The following is a 17780-nucleotide window of genomic DNA, read 5'->3' as shown; positions in this document are numbered from 1 at the left end:
CTTTTTAGATGAAACGATGGATCGTATTAATTCTTGTGTTCAGTGTTTTTTTGACAGGTACGGTACCAGTTTGGGCAGATCAGGTGGAGACAATAGCAACGATTGGAGAAACCGATCAGAAATTAACAGCAAAATCTGCGGTTGTAATGGAGGCAGAAAGTAAAAGCCTAATTTATGAAAAAAGCAAAGATAAAGAACTTCCGCCGGCAAGTGTTACAAAAGTTATGTCATTGTTACTTATTTTTGAAGAATTAGAAAAAGGACATTTAAAATTAAATGATCCGGTAACGGTCAGTCAACATGCAGCAAGTATGGGTGGATCTCAAGTGTTTTTAGAACCATCGGAGGTTCAGGATGTGGAAACATTGATTAAATGTGTCGTAATTTCTAGTGCGAATGATGCCGTTGTTGCCCTGGCAGAACATGCGGCAGGAAGTGAAGAAGCTTTTGTGAAGCGTATGAATGAAAAAGCCAAACAACTTGGAATGAATCATACAACTTTTAAAAATGCTTGTGGACTTGATGAAGAGGGACATGTAACAACAGCTTATGATATTGCGTTAATGTCTAGAGAGTTAATTATAAAATATCCACAAGTTTTAAAGTATACAAAAATATGGATGGATACATTTACTCATAAGACCAAAAAAGGTACAAAGGAGTTTGGGCTTAGTAACACTAATAAAATGATTCGTCAATATCATGGATGCACGGGTCTTAAGACAGGAAGTACGGGAAAGGCAAAATTTTGTTTGAGTGCAACTGCATTAAGAAATGGGGTGCATATGATTGCGGTTGTTATGGCAAGTGATACGGCAAAAGATCGAATAAAAGATGCCAGTGCACTTCTTGACTATGGATTTGCAAATTGTCAAGTGGTAGAAGATATTACAACAAGGAAGCAAATTGGTAAGATTGAGGTTGCAAAAGGGAAGGAAGATCAGGTGCAATATCCGCAACAAATTAAGACAAAAATTATAAAAATAAAACAAAAAGATGGTAATTTAAGAAAAGAAATTCGAAAAAAAATTTTGACAGCTCCGGTAAAAAAGGGAGAAGAGGTCGGAAAAATTTTATATAAGAGAGATGGAAAGATTATAAAAAAAGTACCGTTTTATGCCGAAGAGAGCGTAGAAAAAATGGATTATCCATCGAGTTTATGGAAGTTAATTACACAATATTTTTAAAAAAACTTTAGAAAAGTACATGAAATTTCTTCCTCGTGGAAAATGACGATATTAAATTTCATCAAGATGCTCATTATAATAAACTCATGAAACAAAAAAACATAGGTTTTCAAAGGAGGATTATGATGAGCGAATCTTGGTTAAATTTAGAAGGAAAGACCGTTATTGTTACAGGAGCTGCTTCTGGCATTGGAAAGGCAGTCGCACAGGAATTTTTAAGTGTTGGAGCAAATGTGGTTATTTCTGATATGGCACCGGAAGCTCCAGAAATGGAAGAAGCACCTGGAAAATTACTTTATGTAAGAACAGATGTTACAAAAGCAGCAGATGTTGAAGCGATGGTGGAAAAAACCAAGGAAACATTTGGGAAAATTGATGCCCTCGTAAACAATGCAGGAATTAATATTCCAAGACTTTTAGTTGATCCAAAAGATCCAAAAGGACAGTATGAATTGGATGAAACTGTATGGGACAAAGTATGCAACGTAAACTTAAAAGGTGTATTCTTCTGTGCACAAGCTGTTGGAAGAGCTCTGGTAGAACAGGGATCTGGAGTGATTATCAATATGTCATCAGAAAGTGGATTAGAAGGATCTGAAGGTCAAAGTGTATATGCAGCTTCAAAAAATGCAGTGAATTCTTTAACAAGATCATGGGCAAAAGAACTTGGAAAACATGGAGTTAGAGTGGTTGGAGTTGCACCTGGAATCATGGAAGCAACAGGACTTCGTACTTTAGCTTATGAATCTGCATTGGCATATACAAGAGGAATTACAGTAGATGATTTAAGAGCTGGATATGCTAAAACATCTACGACACCACTTGGAAGATCTGGAAAATTAACAGAAGTTGCAGATATGTGTGTATATTTAGCTAGCGACAGAGCTTCTTATGTTCATGGAGTTACAATCAACGTAGCCGGAGGAAAAACAAGAGGTTAAAAGTTAATTTTACAAGCGATAAAAAGTCTTAGCGATAGGAAAGAGGATAAATATGAAGCTTTTTGATAATGAAAACAGAATATCATCAATTTTAAAAAATATAGAGATGCAGTCTGTTTGTAGTGTGGAAAAACTTGCAGGAAAGCTAAAAGTATCCCCAAAGACTATTCGAAACGACATCAAAGAATTAAATTTTCTGTTAGGAGGTTACGCATGTATTAGCAGCAATAAAGGAGAATGTAAGCTAATTGTGTTTGATCCAAAAGGATTTTCAGAGATTCGAAATAAAATTTCAGCGCAAGATGATTTGTTTAATTCTACGCAGACTAGGATGGCCTACTTATTCTGGAAGCTAATAGATGCAAAAGAACCTTATCTTACCGATGATCTGTCAGAAGAAATGAAAGTTGCAAGAACAACAACCATAACAGATCTTAATCGATTAAGAAAAATCATTGGTGGATATGGCTTAAAGATCAAAGGAAAAGCTAATACAGGCTTGACCCTTCAGGGAGATGAATTTCATATCCGGCTATTTATTCTTGAAAATATTTATGAGCAATTGTATTTAAATTTCCCTCTGGGCAGCGAAGTTCGAGAAAAGCTTTATGAGTTTCAAAAAAAATTATCTATGGATGCTCTTGGGTTTGGATTTTTCTTCCGATTCTTCGTTGTTATGATACAGCGTATTGAGAGTGGACATATGATTACAAAGCTGGAAGATAAATATTGTGATCTTTACGATACTTCTGCTTATAAAATTGTAGATGAATTTTTAAAAGAAATTGAAAAAATAAAAGGTTATACAATTTCAAAAGAAGAACGGCTGTTTTTATGTATTGCGGTAGCTGGTATGAGAACACCGGCAAATACAGAAGAAATTGAGGATAAGATCAGTATTTCGGAGGAAGTTGCTGATTTGATTATTGAAATTCTTGATCGGATACAGACAGAACTTAATGTAACGGTAATTGCAAATGAACTGTTTGATGATTTTGTTTATCATGTATTTTTCATGATTAATCGTTTGAAATATGGATTTCATATTCATAACCCAATGGTAGAGGATTTTAAAAATCAGTACAGTGTTGCTTATAAAATGGCAGAAATCGGCAAGGAGGTCATTGAAAAACGGGAAGGCGTTACGATGACAGAGGATGAAATGGGATTTTTGGCAGCATATTTTGGAGTTTTCTTAATTGAACAGGAGCCAAAGAAAAAACGTCAAAAAATAGCAATTGTTTGTGGATCCGGAAAAATTATTGGTCGGCTAATTGCAAATCAGTTAAAAAAAATCTTTGATATCGAACCAGAATTTGAATTTTTCTATGATGGAAAATTTGAAGAAGAAAAGAAAAATACTTTTGACTATATAGTAACGACAACAGAATTAAATATAGATACGAAAACACCAGTTATTTTTATGGATGAAGTATTTGATCGAGTATACATACAAAGAAAATTTGAAAATATGCGATATCTGTCTGAAGCAGGAAGAACCATCCGGAAAGGAATTGATTCTCTTTTTATGAATCTGCTAGATGAATCGAGATTTTTTGTGCTGAATGGTGATCAGTCTTATGAGGAAAACGTAGAAATGATGGCAGAGACATTGACAAAACAAGGAGAATTGGATGCTGGATTTGCAAAAAGAGTCAAAGAAAGAGAAGAATATTCGACGATGATTCTTGATCAGAATATTGCGTTTCCGCATACAAAGAATATGTTGTCGAAACTAACGTTAGCGATTGGTGTTTTTCCAAATATGTTAAAGGACGAGAAATACGGAAATATTCGGCTGGTCATTATGCTTGGAATACCGGAGTCGATGAAAGACGATACGGTGCTTGTAAGATTATATGATGACATTTTGGCAATTGGAAAAAATCCAGATGTTATCAGTAAAATTCAGAATATGAAGAGTTATAAAGAATTATTGCTTTATATAGCAGAAGAAAAAAATATTTTTAACTAAAAGGAAAGAAGGAGGAAGAAGATGTCTTATTATATGATTATTGCGGTGGCATTACTGAGCGCATACGCTTTGCAATTTATATTTCAGATGATTCAAATGAGAAGTTTTAATAAATATTATAAAAAACTTCGAAAAATGGGCAGAGTTGCGATCGGAAAAGCAAAAGGTGGTTTTCATGCCGGAGCGATTGTCATGTTTGCGATCGATCAGGATGGGGTTATTCTTGAGGGATGCTTTATGAGAGGCTTTACAATGTTGGCAAGATTTAAAACCTGGAATTTCTTTAATGGAATTGATGTTGGTACGATCCGAAAGGAAGACTGCGAGACAATTGGCGTTTCTTTAAGAAGAGCAGTCCTGAATGCTTCTTCCAACTATAACACGATTATGAGCGGAGGCGAAATCTTGGAGAAACCGAGTCTGCTTCATCGAATAGGAGATAAAATTTACGGAGTCAACAAGAAAAAAGCCTGAAATGAAAGGAGTTAATTTATGAATGCTATTGTAAAACTTGCGTCAGGATTTATGGGACTGTTTGATACAGGTGCGACACAGTTTGTAAGCTGGGTATCTGGAATCGTACCAAAGGTACTGTTACTGTTAATCTTAATGAATACAATCATTGCACTGATTGGTCAGGAAAGAATGAATAAATTTGCAAAAGGATGCTCAAAAAATATCATTCTTGCATATGGAATTTTACCATTCCTTTCTGCATTCATGCTTGGAAATCCGATGGCTTTATCTATGGGTAAATTTCTTCCAGAAAGAATGAAACCAAGTTATTATGCATCAGCAACTTATCATTGCCATACAAATAGTGGTATTTTCCCACACATCAATGCAGGAGAGTTGTTTATCTATACTGGTATTGCACAGGGAATTCAAAAACTTGGGTTAAATGAAATGGATCTTGCAATTCGTTATCTGTTAGTTGGTCTTGTAATGAACTTCTTTGCAGGATGGGTAACAGACTTTACAACAAAAATGGTAATGAAACAGCAGGGAATTGAATTAAGCAATGAAATAAATCTGGATTAACAAAGGATGAAACAGGAGGAAAAACTATGTCAGAATATAGAGCAATTACGATTACAAAAGGAAGCGGTGGATTTGGTGGGCCGTTGACGGTAGAGCCAAAAGAAGGTAAAGATGTGTTATTATATATTACAGGAGGCGGGGCTGAACCTGAAATTTTGCCTAAAATTGTAGAATTGACAGGATGCCGTCCAGTGAATGGATTTAAGACTTCTGTACCAGAAGAAGAAATCTTCCTTGTAATTATTGACTGTGGAGGAACATTGCGTTGTGGTATTTATCCACAGAAGAGAATTCCTACGATTAATATCAATCCGGTTGGAAAATCTGGTCCTATGGCAAAATATATTACAGAAGATATTTATGTGTCCGGTGTAAAAAATAATAATATTGAATTAGCCGATGGTTCTGAAGCACCGATCCAAGAAGCAGCACCGAAAGAAGAAAAAGAATTCAAATACAGTGCGGATAAAAAAGTATCAGAAACCATGAGCGAAACATCGAAATCAAGTTTTATTCAAAGATTTGGTATGGGCGTTGGTAAAGTTGTAGCGACATTTAATGCAGCTGCAAAAGAAGCAACAAACACAATCTTACATACCATCATTCCATTTATGGGATTTGTCTCTCTTTTAATTGGTATTATTCAGGGATCCGGATTTGGTAACTGGTTTGCTGCAATGTTAAAACCATTATGTGGAAATATAATTGGTCTTTGTATTCTTGGATTTATTTGTTCCATTCCATTTTTAAGTTGTTTGTTAGGACCTGGAGCTGTTATTGCCCAGATCATTGGTACTTTAATTGGTGTGGAAATTGGAAAAGGAAATATTGAACCAAGTCTTGCACTTCCAGCATTATTTGCGATTAATACACAGTGTGCATGTGATTTTGTTCCAGTAGGTCTTGGCCTTGCAGAAGCAGATCCTGAGACGGTTGAAGTTGGTGTGCCTTCTGTACTGTATTCAAGATTTATTATAGGGGTACCTCGAGTTCTGGTTGCCTTCCTGGCAAGTTTCGGACTTTATGCAAAATAGAAAAAAATAATCATAACAAAGAAAGGAAAATAGGATGATGTATCAGGTAACGATTAAAGGAAAAGGAGCTATGGTTGACGCATTTAAGGAAGAAGGGATCTTCGTTACATTTGGTGATAATGCACCAGATACACTGAAGGATTTCTGCTATTCCATCGATGTAAATCCAGTAGATGGAGAAGTAAAACCAGGTTGCAAATTAGTAATTGACGGAAAAGAATTTGAAATTGTAAAAGTTGGAGAAGTTGCCAATGAAAATCTTAAAAATTTAGGACATGTTACATATAGTTTCAATGGAGCAGATGCAGAATGCCTGCCAGGAACCATCTGTGTGGAAAAAGCTGAGCTTCCAGCACTTGATATTGGAAGTACAATCGCTATTAAATAATCAGTTGTTTTCCTTTGTTTTGGAAGAATATGAGGAAAAAAGGAGATGATGGAAGATCTATCATCTCCTTTTTCGCTTATAAAGCCATGGGTTGTTTTTTTTTGCTATATTTAGTAAAATAGAAAAAGACACCTTTTGGAAAAACAAAAAAAGAAAGGAAGGTTTTATGATTCCTTTTTGGATATGGATAATGCTGTGCATATTGGTTCTTTTTCTTGTTGCCATTGTGATCGCAAGCAGTATGGAAAATAAAAAACTGTCCGTTGAAGACTATACGGTTTATTCTCAGAAAATCCCATCGTCTTTTGATGGTTTTCGGATTGTTTTTTTAACGGATCTTCATTGTAGTGAATATGGTCCTGAAAACAGAGAGCTTATTGAGAAGATCGATGTATGCAATCCGGATATTATTCTAGTTGGAGGAGATATGGTCATTGGAAGTGAGAAAAAGACAATGGAAGTTCCCCTTTTACTGATGAAAAATTTGGCAGAAAAATATCCTGTTTATTATGCAGATGGAAACCATGAGATGAAACTAATGCGTTATGAAGAAATTTATGGTCTCAAGTACAAAGAATATATGCATGAACTAAAAGAATATGGAGTGTTTCATATGTCAAATGAGACCGTTGTTTTGGAGCAAGAAGGAGAATATATGTCTTTAACGGCATTTGATCTTGATAAAAGATTTTATAAGAGATTTCATATTCCAGAGCTTGATCCGCAGGAAATTACAGCATCTGTTGGGAAAGCGGCAAAGAAAATGTATCAGATTTTGCTTGTACATAATCCAAATTATTTTGAAAGTTGTGCAGATTGGGGATGTGACTTGCTTCTTTGTGGTCATTTTCATGGAGGAATGGTACGGCTTCCAGGACTTGGAGGTGTGATTTCTCCGCAATTTCAATTATTCCCTAAATATGATGCAGGAGAATATCATATAGGAAATAGTACCATGATTTTAAGCAGAGGTCTTGGAAATCATTCGATCAAGCTTCGATTGTTTAACAAACCAGAGATTTCCTGTATTGAATTAAGAAGGCAGGAAAAAGAACAATGAAAACAACAATTGATGTGAAATTAAATGTATTTGAGGGACCATTGGATCTTTTGCTTCATTTGATTGAAAAAAATAAAGTAGATATTTATGATATTCCGATCTCTGAAATTACAGAGCAGTATCTTCAGTATCTTCGTACAATGCAAGAAGAAAATTTGGACATCATGAGTGATTTTCTTGTAATGGCAGCAACGCTGTTAAAGATCAAAGCAAGGATGCTTCTTCCGATGGAAGCAAAAGAAGAGGAGGAAGAAGATCCAAGAGAAGAACTTGTTCATAGATTAATTGAATATAAGATTTATAAATATGCATCTGTTCGATTGAAAGCATGGGAAAAGGATGCACAAAAGAGTTTTTATAAACAAGAAGAAATTCCAATGGAAGTTTTGAAATATCGGGAAGATGTTGATCCTTCGCAGTTGATTGGGGACTTGACACTTCAAAGACTTGGAGAAATCTTTCAATTTGTTATGAGGAAAAGAGAAGATAAAAAGGATCCGGTTCGAAGTACCTTTGGGCAAATTAAAGAAGAGGAAGTGAAACTGGAGGATAAGATCATAGAAATTGAGAATTATATGATGGAGAAGAAAAAGGCGAGCTTTTTTGTTATTCTTACACTGCAAAAGACAAAGGAAGCAGTGGTTGTTACCTTTCTGTCGATCTTGGAACTTATGAAAACAGGAAAAATAAAGGCTTTCCAAAATAAAATTGGCGGAGACATTATAATAGAAGCATTGGAGCAGAAAACATGAAAAAAAAACAGGCAATGATCGAAGGAATTTTATTTTCTATGGGGGATAGTGTTTCCAAACGGCAGCTGATGACAGCACTTCATATAAATGAAGAAGTTTTGGATTATTTGATCGAATGTTTGAAAAAAGAATATGAAAAAGAAGAGAGGGGAATTCGTCTTCTGGAATTTGATGGAGCGTATCAGCTTTGTACAAAACCTCAATATTATGAACAGCTGATACAGATTGTTAACCAGCCTAAAAAGCCAAAACTTACGGATGTTATGTTGGAAACATTATCAATTATAGCTTATAAGCAGCCAGTGACAAAACAAGAAATTGAGGCAATTCGTGGAGTGAAATGTGAGCATGCAATTAATAAGCTTTTAGAATACCATTTGATTTGCGAAGCAGGGCGTTTGGACGCAATCGGACGGCCGATTCTTTTTAAAACAACCGAACAGTTTTTACGCTGTTTTGGAGTAAAATCGATAAAAGATCTTCCAGTGATTGATAGGCAGCAAGTAGAAAACTTTAAAATGGAGGCACAGGAAGAGATAAAGTATGCTTTGGAGGAAGCAGAAGAGATGGAGGAAGAGTAATATGGGTAAAATGACAGGAAATCAATTTTTGGTAAAGGCACTGCAAGAGGAAGGCGTTGAAAAAATTTTTGCATATCCTGGGGCCTGCGTCATTGATATTTTCGATGAGCTTTATAAACAGGATCAGGTAGAGATGATTTTGCCAAGACATGAACAGGGATTAATTCATGCAGCAGACGGATATGCACGTTCTACAGGAAAAGTTGGTGTTTGTCTTGCAACAAGCGGACCTGGGGCAACAAACCTTGTAACGGGAATTGCAACAGCAAATTATGATAGTGTTCCACTTGTATGTTTTACCGGACAAGTTGCAACAACTTTGATTGGAAATGATACATTCCAGGAAGTAGATATTGTCGGAGTGACAAGAAATATTGCAAAATTCGTGATTGTTGTTCGAAAAAGAGAAGATTTAAATCGTCTGATCAAAGAAGCTTTTTACATTGCAAGAACTGGAAAACCAGGACCAGTCCTTTTGGATCTTCCAAAAGATGTGATGGCAGAACTTGGAAGTGATGAATATCCAGAAACTGTTCATATTCGTGGATACAAACCAAATACGAAAGTGCATCATGGACAGATTTTAAGAGCAATGAAGATGATTTATAAAGCAAAAAAACCATTATTTTTGATTGGTGGTGGCGCAAAAATATCCGGAGCAGGAGAAGAAATGACCAAGCTTATGGAAACCTTGAGAATTCCAGTTGTAACGACAATTATGGGAAGAGGAATTGTTCCAACCAATCATCCGCTTTATTTTGGAAATATTGGAATGCATGGAAATTATGCAGCAAATGAAGCCGTGAATAGTTGTGATCTTCTGATTTCAATTGGAACAAGATTTAATGACCGTATTACGGGGAAACTTGGAACTTTTGCATCGAATGCAAAGATTATCCATATTGATATTGATACAGCAGCAATTTCAAAGAACGTTACTGTAGATGTACCAATGGTGGGAGATGCAAAAGAAGCAATCAGTTTAATGCTTCATATTGCCCAAGGAGAAGAACCATGTAAAATAGAAGAGTGGATTTCTACTATGAATAAGTGGCATAAAGATCATCCTCTTGTAATGAAAGAGAAAGAAAAATTGGTTCCAAAGCAGATCATTGATGCAATTAATGATTTCTTTGATGAGCCAATTGTAACGACCGATGTTGGGCAGAATCAGATGTGGACGACACAGTTCTTGCAGCTTTATGGAAGACGGCAAATGCTGACTTCTGGTGGACTTGGAACCATGGGATATGGACTTCCAGCAGCCATTGGAGCAGCCATTGGAAATCCTGGAAGAGAAATTGTTTGTATTTCTGGTGATGGTGGTTTCCAGATGAATTCGCAGGAAATCGCAACTGCAGTTATCCAGGAACTTCCAATTACTGTATGTATTTTAAATAATGGTTATCTTGGAATGGTACGCCAGTGGCAAGATTTGTTTTACGGTAAAAAATATTCCGGAACTTGTCTGAAACGGAAAAAGAAAGGTAGCGGAAAAGATTCTAAAGAATATCTTCCATATACACCAGATTTTGTGAAATTAGCAGAAAGTTATGGAGCTCAGGGAATTCGTGTCTTCAAAAAAGAAGAAATTATACCGGCTTTTGAAAAAGCAAAGGCAAAAACGGATGGACCAACAATTATTGAATTTATTATAGATAATGAAGAACTTGTTATGCCGATGGTAAAACCAAATGGATCAATCACAGACTTGATTATGGAACGCGGAGAGGAGGAAGAATAATATGGATCAAAACAGTATGCAAAGAAGATGGCTGTCTTTATTTGTGGAAAACCGTGTCGGTGTTTTAGCGAGAATTTCCGGTCTGTTTTCAGGGAAGGCTTATAATATTCACAGTCTGACGGTAGGAGAAACAGAAGATCCTACAATGTCACGGATGACAATCTGTATTGATGCAGATGATAAAACTTTTGAACAAGTAAAAAAACAATTAAATAGAATTGTGGAAGTTATCAAGGTCATTGATTATACAGACAAATCAATTCGGACAAAAGAGATTATGTTTATTAAAGTGCGTAGTATTAATGCAAAACAGAGGGCAGAAATTTTCCAAATGGCAGAAGTTTTCCGTTTTCTAATCAAAGACATGGGAAAAGACAGTCTTTTAATAGAAGCGATTCGTACAGAAACAAAAAATGATTCTATTTTAAAAGTATTTAAAGAACGTTATACAAATATTGAGGTTGTGCGTGGTGGCCCGGTAGCTATTGATTGCATCAGCATGCAGGATCGATAAATAAAGGCGAAAAAACCCTTTCTGGAAGTTATTTTCAGAGAGGGTTTTTTAAATTCTTTTATGCGATATGAATAAAAAAATTATGAATGTATACAAAAAAACATAAACATATCACAAGCAGTTTTGTTATTTTTTTCACGAAAATATTAAAAAAAATTATCAATTTCGTGCACTTTTCTATAGAAGTGCAAAAAAATATTTATGATTACAAATAGATTGTGTTAAAAAAAATACAATTTCAAGGTGGTGGTGTATACACGAAAAAATGACGTATTTATGCGCTTTGTAGCAATTGCATAAAAATTATGAAATTCTTTTCACAAATTATCAATTGAAAAGAAACAAAGATTGTGATACTATTAACACATCGGTGATAGACAATCACCCAAATAAAAAAATAAAGTTTTATGGAGGAGAATTGATATGGCAAAGAAAGTAGTTATCGCAGGAGCATGCCGTACAGCAATCGGAAAAATGGGCGGTGTCTTAGGCACAGTTCCAGCAGTGGATTTAGGAACAATCGTAATTAAAGAAGCACTGAAAAGAGCAGGAGTTCCAGCGGACAAAGTTGACCATGTATATATGGGATGCGTTATCCAGGCTGGATTAGGACAGAACGTTGCACGTCAGGCTTCTTTAAACGCAGGTCTTCCAATTGAAACACCAGCAGTTACAGTTAACGTTGTATGTGGATCAGGATTAAACTGTGTAAACATGGCAGCACAGATGATCAAAGCAGGAGATGCTGACATCGTTGTTGCAGGTGGTATGGAAAGCATGTCAATGGCTCCATTTGCATTACCAAAAGCACGTTTCGGATATCGTATGAACAACGGAACATTGGTAGATACAATGGTAAATGATGCATTAACAGATGCATTCAATCACTATCACATGATGATCACTGCTGAAAATGTAGCAGAACAGTGGGGATTAACTCGTGAAGAATTAGATGAGTTTGCAGCAGCTTCTCAGCAGAAAGCAGTAGCAGCTCAGGAATCTGGAAGATTCAAAGATGAAATCGTACCAGTAGAAGTTAAACAGAGAAAGAAAACAGTAATCGTTGATACAGACGAAGGACCAAGAGCTGGAACAACACCAGAATCTCTTTCTGGATTAAGATGTTGCTCAGGAAAACCTGATGGAGTTGTAACAGCTGGTAATGCTTCTGGAATCAATGATGGTGCAGCAGCAGTTGTTGTTATGAGCGAAGAAAAAGCAAAAGAATTAGGTGTTAAACCAATGGCTACATTCGTAGCAGGAGCTCTTGGTGGAGTTGATCCTTCTATCATGGGTGTTGGACCAGTTGCTTCTACAAAGAAAGCATTAGCAAAGACAGATTTAACAATCGACGATATGGATCTGATCGAAGCAAACGAAGCTTTCGCAGCTCAGTCTGTAGCAGTTGCAAGAGATCTGAAATTCGATATGAGCAAAGTAAACGTAAACGGTGGAGCAATCGCTCTTGGACATCCAGTAGGAGCTTCAGGATGCCGTATCTTAGTTACACTGCTTCATGAAATGCAGAAGAGAGACGCTAAGAAAGGTCTTGCTACTCTGTGTATCGGTGGTGGAATGGGTTGCACAACCATCGTTGAAAGAGATTAATTGTTGATCTGAATACTTTATGAAAGGAGAATTCTAAGATGGAATTCGTTACATATGAACAGGATGGATTCGTAGGTGTCGTTACAATCAATCGTCCAAAAGCGTTAAACGCATTAAACAGTGAAGTATTAAAAGAAATCGAAGCAACATTTGATGCCATCGATTTAGATGCAACAAGAGCTGTCGTACTGACAGGTGCAGGAGATAAATCTTTTGTTGCCGGTGCTGATATCGGAGAAATGAGCACATTAACAAAAGCAGAAGGAGAAGCTTTCGGTAAAACAGGAAACGATGTATTCCGTAAGATCGAAACATTCCCAATTCCTGTTATTGCTGCAGTCAATGGATTTGCTTTAGGTGGAGGATGCGAAATCTCCATGAGCTGTGATATTAGACTGTGTGCTGAAAATGCTATTTTCGGTCAGCCTGAAGTAGGTCTTGGAATTACACCAGGATTTGGTGGAACACAGAGACTTGCACGTCTGGTTGGGGCTGGAAAAGCAAAAGAAATGATCTATACAGCATTTAACATTAAAGCAGATGAAGCTTATAGAATCGGTCTTGTTAATGCAGTATATCCACAGGAAGAACTTCTGGATGCTGCAAAGAAATTAGCTTCTAAAATTGCAAAGAACGCACCAATCGCAGTTCGTGCAAGTAAAAAAGCAATCAACGAAGGTCTTCAGGTAGATATGGACCAGGCGATTGTTGTAGAAGAAAAAGCTTTCGGAAGCTGCTTCGAAACAGAAGATCAGAAAGCAGGAATGGGTAACTTCCTTGAGAAAGATAAATCAAAGAAACTCAAAGTGGTTCCTTTCCAGAATAAATAATCGTATAAATTCATTTTGTTAAAACAATCTTCTCCTGTGCACAGATGAAAATCTGTGTGCAGCGAGATGATATTACTTAAAATTTTTAGGAGGAAATACAATGAAAGTTGGAGTTATCGGCGCTGGAACAATGGGTAGCGGAATCGCACAGGCATTTGCACAGACAGAAGGATATGAAGTATGCTTATGTGATATTAATGAAGAATTTGCAGCAAACGGAAAAGCTAAAATCGCAAAAGGTTTAGAAAAACGTGTTGCAAGAGGAAAAATGGAACAGGCAGCTGTAGATGCTATCTTAGCAAAGATCACAACAGGTGTAAAAGATATCTGTACAGACTGCGATTTAATCGTAGAAGCAGCTATTGAAAACATGGAAATCAAAAAACAGACATTCAAAGAATTACAGGATATCTGTAAAAAAGATGCTATCTTTGCTACAAATACATCTTCTTTATCAATCACAGAAATTGGTGCAGGACTTGATCGTCCAATGATCGGTATGCATTTCTTTAACCCAGCTCCTGTTATGAAACTGGTTGAAGTTATCGCTGGTATCAACACACCAAAAGAAATTGTTGATAAGATCAAAGCAATCGCTGAAGAAATCGGTAAAACACCTGTACAGGTTGAAGAAGGTGCTGGATTCGTAGTTAACAGAATCTTAATCCCTATGATCAACGAAGCAATCGGAATTTATGCTGATGGAGTAGCTTCTGTAGAAGGTATTGATACAGCTATGAAATTAGGAGCAAACCATCCAATGGGACCTTTAGCTTTAGGTGATTTAATTGGATTAGACGTTTGCCTTGCAATCATGGAAGTACTTTACAATGAATTTGGTGATACAAAATATCGTCCACATCCATTATTAAGAAAGATGGTTCGTGGAGGATTATTAGGATGTAAAACTGGTAAAGGATTCTACGATTACAGCAAATAAAAGTTAGAGCTCTCCATCCGCATCCGGAATGGTGAATGACTGGATGCGGATGGATTACTTTATACATTTTTTTATGGAGGAATAAAGAATGGATTTCACATTAAGTAAGAAACATGAAATGGCAAGAACTCTTTTTAAAGAGTTTGCCGAAAAAGAAGTTAAGCCTCTTGCACAGGATGTTGACGAGAACGAACAGTTCCCAGTTGAAACTGTAGCAAAAATGGCTAAAGCAGGATTCTTAGGTATTCCAGTTCCTAAAGAATATGGTGGACAGGGATGCGATCCATTAACATACGTTATGTGTGTTGAAGAATTATCAAAAGTTTGTGGTACAACAGGTGTTATCGTTTCTGCACATACATCTCTTTGTATCGATCCAATCCAGACTTTTGGTACAGAAGAACAGAAGAAAAAATATATCCCAGATTTAGCATCTGGTAAGAAATTAGGAGCTTTTGGTCTGACAGAACCAGGTGCTGGTACAGATGCACAGGGACAGCAGACAAAAGCCGTATTAGACGGAGACGAATGGGTATTAAACGGATCTAAGTGCTTCATTACAAATGGTAGCTACGCAGACGTTTATATCGTAATCGCAGTAACAGGTGTTGTTGAAAAACGCGGAAGAAAGATGAAAGAAATTTCTGCATTCATCGTAGAAAAGGGAACTCCAGGTTTCACATTCGGAACAAAAGAAAAGAAAATGGGTATCCGCGGATCAGCTACATATGAATTAATTTTTGAAGACTGCCGTATTCCAAAAGAAAATCTGTTAGGAAAACAGGGTAAAGGTTTCGGTATCGCAATGCATACTCTTGATGGAGGACGTATTGGTATCGCTTCTCAGGCTCTTGGACTTGCAGAAGGTGCTTTAGAAAGAACAATCGAATATGTAAAAGAAAGAAAACAGTTCGGACGTTCTATCGGACAGTTCCAGAATACACAGTTCCAGTTAGCTGATATGGCAACAAAAGTAGAAGCTGCAAAACAGTTAGTATACAAAGCTGCTATGGCTAAAGCTACTCAGAAAGTATACAGTGTTGAAGCTGCTATGGCTAAATTATATGCAGCAGAAGTTGCTATGGAAGTAACAACAAAAGCTGTTCAGTTACATGGTGGTTACGGATACATCAGAGAATATGATGTAGAACGTATGATGCGCGATGCTAAGATCACAGAAATCTACGAAGGAACATCTGAAGTTCAGCGTATGGTTATTTCTGGAAACTTATTGAAATAGGGAGGTACTTACCGTGAAGATAGTTGTTTGTGTAAAACAGGTACCAGATACAAAAGGTGGAGTTAAATTCAACCCAGATGGTACATTAGACAGAGGTGCTATGCTTACTATCATGAACCCAGATGACAAAGCTGGATTAGAAGCAGCACTTAGAATTAAAGATGAATATGGAGCTGAAGTTACAGTTCTTACAATGGGACTTCCAAAAGCTGACGAAGTTCTTCGTGAAGCTATGGCAATGGGTGCTGATAAAGGTATCCTTGTAACTGACAGAGTATTAGGAGGAGCTGACACATGGGCAACTTCTACTACATTAGCTGGAGCATTAAGAAATCTTGACTATGATCTGATCATCACAGGACGTCAGGCTATCGATGGTGATACAGCTCAGGTTGGACCACAGATTTCTGAACATCTTGATATTCCAGTTATCTCTTATGCAGAAGACATTAAAATTGACGGTGACAGCGTAGTTGTACAGCGTCAGTATGAAGATAGATACCACATCTTAAAAGCTAAAATGCCTTGCTTAGTTACAGCATTAGCTGAATTAAACGAGCCAAGATATATGACTCCAGGTGGAATTTTTGATGCATATGATGCAGAAGTAACTGTTTGGGGAAGAAAAGACCTTAAAGATGTAGAGGATTCTAACCTTGGTCTTGCTGGATCTCCAACTAAGATCGCAAAAGCATCTGACAAAGTAAGAAAAGGTGCTGGAGAAAAAGTTACACTTGATCCAGAAGAAGCAGTAGATTATATCATGGATAAATTAGCTGAAAAACATGTAATTTAGTGAAAAGGAAAAGTGGTGAATAAAATGGGTTTAGAAGAATATAGAGGCGTATACGTCTTTGCACAGCAGGTAGATAACGAATTAAGCGGAATCGCATTCGAATTACTTGGAAAAGCAAAAGACTTAGCAAAAGACTTAGATACAGACGTAACTGCTGTTCTTGTAGGTTCTGACGTTAAAGGATTAGTAGATGATCTTGCAAAATACGGTGCTGATAAAGTTATCGTAGTTGACGATCCAGAATTAAAAGAATACAGAACAGAACCATATACACATGCATTAGCATCTGTGATCAATGAATACAAACCAGAGATCATGTTAGTTGGTGCGACAGCAATCGGTCGTGACCTTGGACCTCGTGTATCTGCACGTGTTCAGACAGGTCTGACAGCTGACTGTACAGTTCTTGAAATCGGTGATTTCCCATTAAGAGCAATCCCAGGAAAAGAACAGAAACACAATCAGTTATTAATGACTCGTCCAGCATTCGGTGGAAATACGATCGCAACAATCGCTTGCCCAGACAACCGTCCTCAGATGGCAACAGTACGTCCAGGTGTTATGCAGAAGATTGATCCTATCGAAGGAGCAAAGGCAGAAGTTATTGAATACAATCCTGGATTTACTCCAGATAACAAATATGTTGAAATTGTTGACATTGTGAAATCCGTAACAGACACTGTAGATATCATGGATGCTAAGATCCTTGTATCCGGTGGACGTGGAGTTGGAGAAGAAGGATTCGGAATGTTAAAAGAATTAGCTGAAGTTCTCGGTGGAGAAGTTAGCTGCTCTCGTGCTGTTGTAGATAATGGATGGCAGCCAAGAGACATTCAGGTTGGACAGACAGGAAAAACAGTACGTCCAAATGTATACTTTGCAATCGGTATTTCTGGAGCAATCCAGCACGTTGCAGGTATGGAAGAATCTGACATCATCATTGCAATTAACAAAGATGAAACAGCTCCTATTTTTGATGTAGCTGATTACGGTATTGTTGGTGATTTAAATAAAATTGTACCAGCATTAACAGAAAAGTTAAAAGCTGTTGTAAAATAGTCAACTTTTATAGAATTTAATCCTTGGTCTCACAGATCTCTCTGTGAGACCTTTGTTTTTTTATATGAAAAAACAAAGGGTATCATACAA

General features: G+C 36.8%; 18 protein-coding genes. All 18 read left to right on the top strand.

Going from position 1 to position 17780, the window contains the following annotated elements; translation table 11 throughout:
* The first annotated feature begins 8 nt into the window (after positions 1-8).
* The gene (locus tag KQI71_RS00380; protein ID WP_216432984.1) at positions 9-1187 is read left to right on the top strand and encodes a D-alanyl-D-alanine carboxypeptidase family protein; all 1179 of its coding nucleotides are present in this window, start codon (positions 9-11) and stop codon (positions 1185-1187) included.
* A gap of 125 nt (positions 1188-1312) precedes the next feature.
* On the top strand, positions 1313-2128 hold the full coding sequence (locus KQI71_RS00375; RefSeq protein WP_216432982.1) for an SDR family oxidoreductase: 816 nt from the start codon (positions 1313-1315) through the stop codon (positions 2126-2128).
* Between the two features lie 52 nt (positions 2129-2180).
* Complete coding sequence (locus KQI71_RS00370; RefSeq protein ID WP_216432980.1) at positions 2181-4103, top strand: BglG family transcription antiterminator; 1923 nt, start codon at positions 2181-2183, stop codon at positions 4101-4103.
* A gap of 21 nt (positions 4104-4124) precedes the next feature.
* Complete coding sequence (locus KQI71_RS00365; protein WP_253287858.1) at positions 4125-4577, top strand: transcriptional regulator GutM; 453 nt, start codon at positions 4125-4127, stop codon at positions 4575-4577.
* 18 nt (positions 4578-4595) lie between these two features.
* Positions 4596-5144, top strand: a complete 549-nt coding sequence (gene srlA / locus KQI71_RS00360; protein WP_216432978.1) for a PTS glucitol/sorbitol transporter subunit IIC — start codon at positions 4596-4598, stop codon at positions 5142-5144.
* Between the two features lie 26 nt (positions 5145-5170).
* Positions 5171-6178: a PTS glucitol/sorbitol transporter subunit IIB gene (gene srlE, locus KQI71_RS00355; protein WP_216432977.1), complete on the top strand. Its 1008-nt coding sequence runs from the start codon at positions 5171-5173 to the stop codon at positions 6176-6178.
* A gap of 37 nt (positions 6179-6215) precedes the next feature.
* Positions 6216-6566, top strand: coding sequence for a PTS glucitol/sorbitol transporter subunit IIA (locus KQI71_RS00350; RefSeq protein WP_216433543.1), 351 nt, complete (start codon positions 6216-6218; stop codon positions 6564-6566).
* A gap of 166 nt (positions 6567-6732) precedes the next feature.
* Positions 6733-7626, top strand: coding sequence for a metallophosphoesterase (locus KQI71_RS00345; RefSeq protein WP_216432975.1), 894 nt, complete (start codon positions 6733-6735; stop codon positions 7624-7626).
* The gene (locus KQI71_RS00340; RefSeq protein WP_216432973.1) at positions 7623-8378 is read left to right on the top strand and encodes a segregation and condensation protein A; all 756 of its coding nucleotides are present in this window, start codon (positions 7623-7625) and stop codon (positions 8376-8378) included. Before KQI71_RS00345 ends, KQI71_RS00340 begins: the two co-directional genes overlap by 4 nt.
* On the top strand, positions 8375-8959 hold the full coding sequence (gene scpB, locus KQI71_RS00335) for an SMC-Scp complex subunit ScpB (protein WP_216432971.1): 585 nt from the start codon (positions 8375-8377) through the stop codon (positions 8957-8959). The genes KQI71_RS00340 and scpB overlap by 4 nt, the downstream gene beginning before the upstream one ends.
* Before the next feature lies 1 nt (position 8960).
* On the top strand, positions 8961-10703 hold the full coding sequence (ilvB, locus tag KQI71_RS00330; protein WP_216432969.1) for a biosynthetic-type acetolactate synthase large subunit: 1743 nt from the start codon (positions 8961-8963) through the stop codon (positions 10701-10703).
* A 1-nt stretch (position 10704) separates the two neighbouring features.
* Positions 10705-11217: an acetolactate synthase small subunit gene (gene ilvN / locus KQI71_RS00325; RefSeq protein WP_216432967.1), complete on the top strand. Its 513-nt coding sequence runs from the start codon at positions 10705-10707 to the stop codon at positions 11215-11217.
* Between the two features lie 423 nt (positions 11218-11640).
* Positions 11641-12825 (top strand): acetyl-CoA C-acetyltransferase, encoded by a 1185-nt coding sequence (locus KQI71_RS00320; protein WP_216432965.1) that lies wholly within the window; start codon positions 11641-11643, stop codon positions 12823-12825.
* 38 nt (positions 12826-12863) lie between these two features.
* Positions 12864-13655 carry an enoyl-CoA hydratase-related protein gene (locus KQI71_RS00315; RefSeq protein WP_216432963.1) on the top strand — a complete coding sequence of 264 codons (792 nt, stop codon included), beginning with the start codon at positions 12864-12866 and terminating at the stop codon, positions 13653-13655.
* Between the two features lie 100 nt (positions 13656-13755).
* Positions 13756-14595, top strand: coding sequence for a 3-hydroxybutyryl-CoA dehydrogenase (locus KQI71_RS00310; RefSeq protein ID WP_216432962.1), 840 nt, complete (start codon positions 13756-13758; stop codon positions 14593-14595).
* A gap of 88 nt (positions 14596-14683) precedes the next feature.
* Positions 14684-15835: an acyl-CoA dehydrogenase gene (locus KQI71_RS00305; RefSeq protein ID WP_008392576.1), complete on the top strand. Its 1152-nt coding sequence runs from the start codon at positions 14684-14686 to the stop codon at positions 15833-15835.
* Between the two features lie 13 nt (positions 15836-15848).
* Positions 15849-16631, top strand: a complete 783-nt coding sequence (locus tag KQI71_RS00300) for an electron transfer flavoprotein subunit beta/FixA family protein (protein WP_008392574.1) — start codon at positions 15849-15851, stop codon at positions 16629-16631.
* A 24-nt stretch (positions 16632-16655) separates the two neighbouring features.
* Entirely contained in the window at positions 16656-17690 is a 1035-nt protein-coding gene (locus tag KQI71_RS00295; RefSeq protein ID WP_216432960.1) for an electron transfer flavoprotein subunit alpha/FixB family protein, read from the top strand.
* Positions 17691-17780: the final 90 nt, after the last annotated feature.

It is taken from the genome of Anaerostipes sp. MSJ-23, from assembly GCF_018918155.1.
In the GTDB taxonomy this organism is placed as follows: Bacteria; Bacillota; Clostridia; order Lachnospirales; family Lachnospiraceae; genus Anaerostipes.
This window is presented reverse-complemented; position numbering and strand designations above follow the sequence as displayed.

Coding starts and splice junctions, on each gene's coding strand:
- KQI71_RS00350 (WP_216433543.1), top strand. CDS start 6,216: ATGTATCAGGTAACGATTAAAGGAAAAGGAGCTATGGTTGACGCATTT.
- KQI71_RS00295 (WP_216432960.1), top strand. CDS start 16,656: ATGGGTTTAGAAGAATATAGAGGCGTATACGTCTTTGCACAGCAGGTA.
- KQI71_RS00340 (WP_216432973.1), top strand. CDS start 7,623: ATGAAAACAACAATTGATGTGAAATTAAATGTATTTGAGGGACCATTG.
- KQI71_RS00320 (WP_216432965.1), top strand. CDS start 11,641: ATGGCAAAGAAAGTAGTTATCGCAGGAGCATGCCGTACAGCAATCGGA.
- srlE (WP_216432977.1), top strand. CDS start 5,171: ATGTCAGAATATAGAGCAATTACGATTACAAAAGGAAGCGGTGGATTT.
- KQI71_RS00310 (WP_216432962.1), top strand. CDS start 13,756: ATGAAAGTTGGAGTTATCGGCGCTGGAACAATGGGTAGCGGAATCGCA.
- KQI71_RS00365 (WP_253287858.1), top strand. CDS start 4,125: ATGTCTTATTATATGATTATTGCGGTGGCATTACTGAGCGCATACGCT.
- KQI71_RS00370 (WP_216432980.1), top strand. CDS start 2,181: ATGAAGCTTTTTGATAATGAAAACAGAATATCATCAATTTTAAAAAAT.
- KQI71_RS00380 (WP_216432984.1), top strand. CDS start 9: ATGAAACGATGGATCGTATTAATTCTTGTGTTCAGTGTTTTTTTGACA.
- srlA (WP_216432978.1), top strand. CDS start 4,596: ATGAATGCTATTGTAAAACTTGCGTCAGGATTTATGGGACTGTTTGAT.
- scpB (WP_216432971.1), top strand. CDS start 8,375: ATGAAAAAAAAACAGGCAATGATCGAAGGAATTTTATTTTCTATGGGG.
- KQI71_RS00315 (WP_216432963.1), top strand. CDS start 12,864: ATGGAATTCGTTACATATGAACAGGATGGATTCGTAGGTGTCGTTACA.
- ilvB (WP_216432969.1), top strand. CDS start 8,961: ATGGGTAAAATGACAGGAAATCAATTTTTGGTAAAGGCACTGCAAGAG.
- KQI71_RS00305 (WP_008392576.1), top strand. CDS start 14,684: ATGGATTTCACATTAAGTAAGAAACATGAAATGGCAAGAACTCTTTTT.
- ilvN (WP_216432967.1), top strand. CDS start 10,705: ATGGATCAAAACAGTATGCAAAGAAGATGGCTGTCTTTATTTGTGGAA.
- KQI71_RS00375 (WP_216432982.1), top strand. CDS start 1,313: ATGAGCGAATCTTGGTTAAATTTAGAAGGAAAGACCGTTATTGTTACA.
- KQI71_RS00345 (WP_216432975.1), top strand. CDS start 6,733: ATGATTCCTTTTTGGATATGGATAATGCTGTGCATATTGGTTCTTTTT.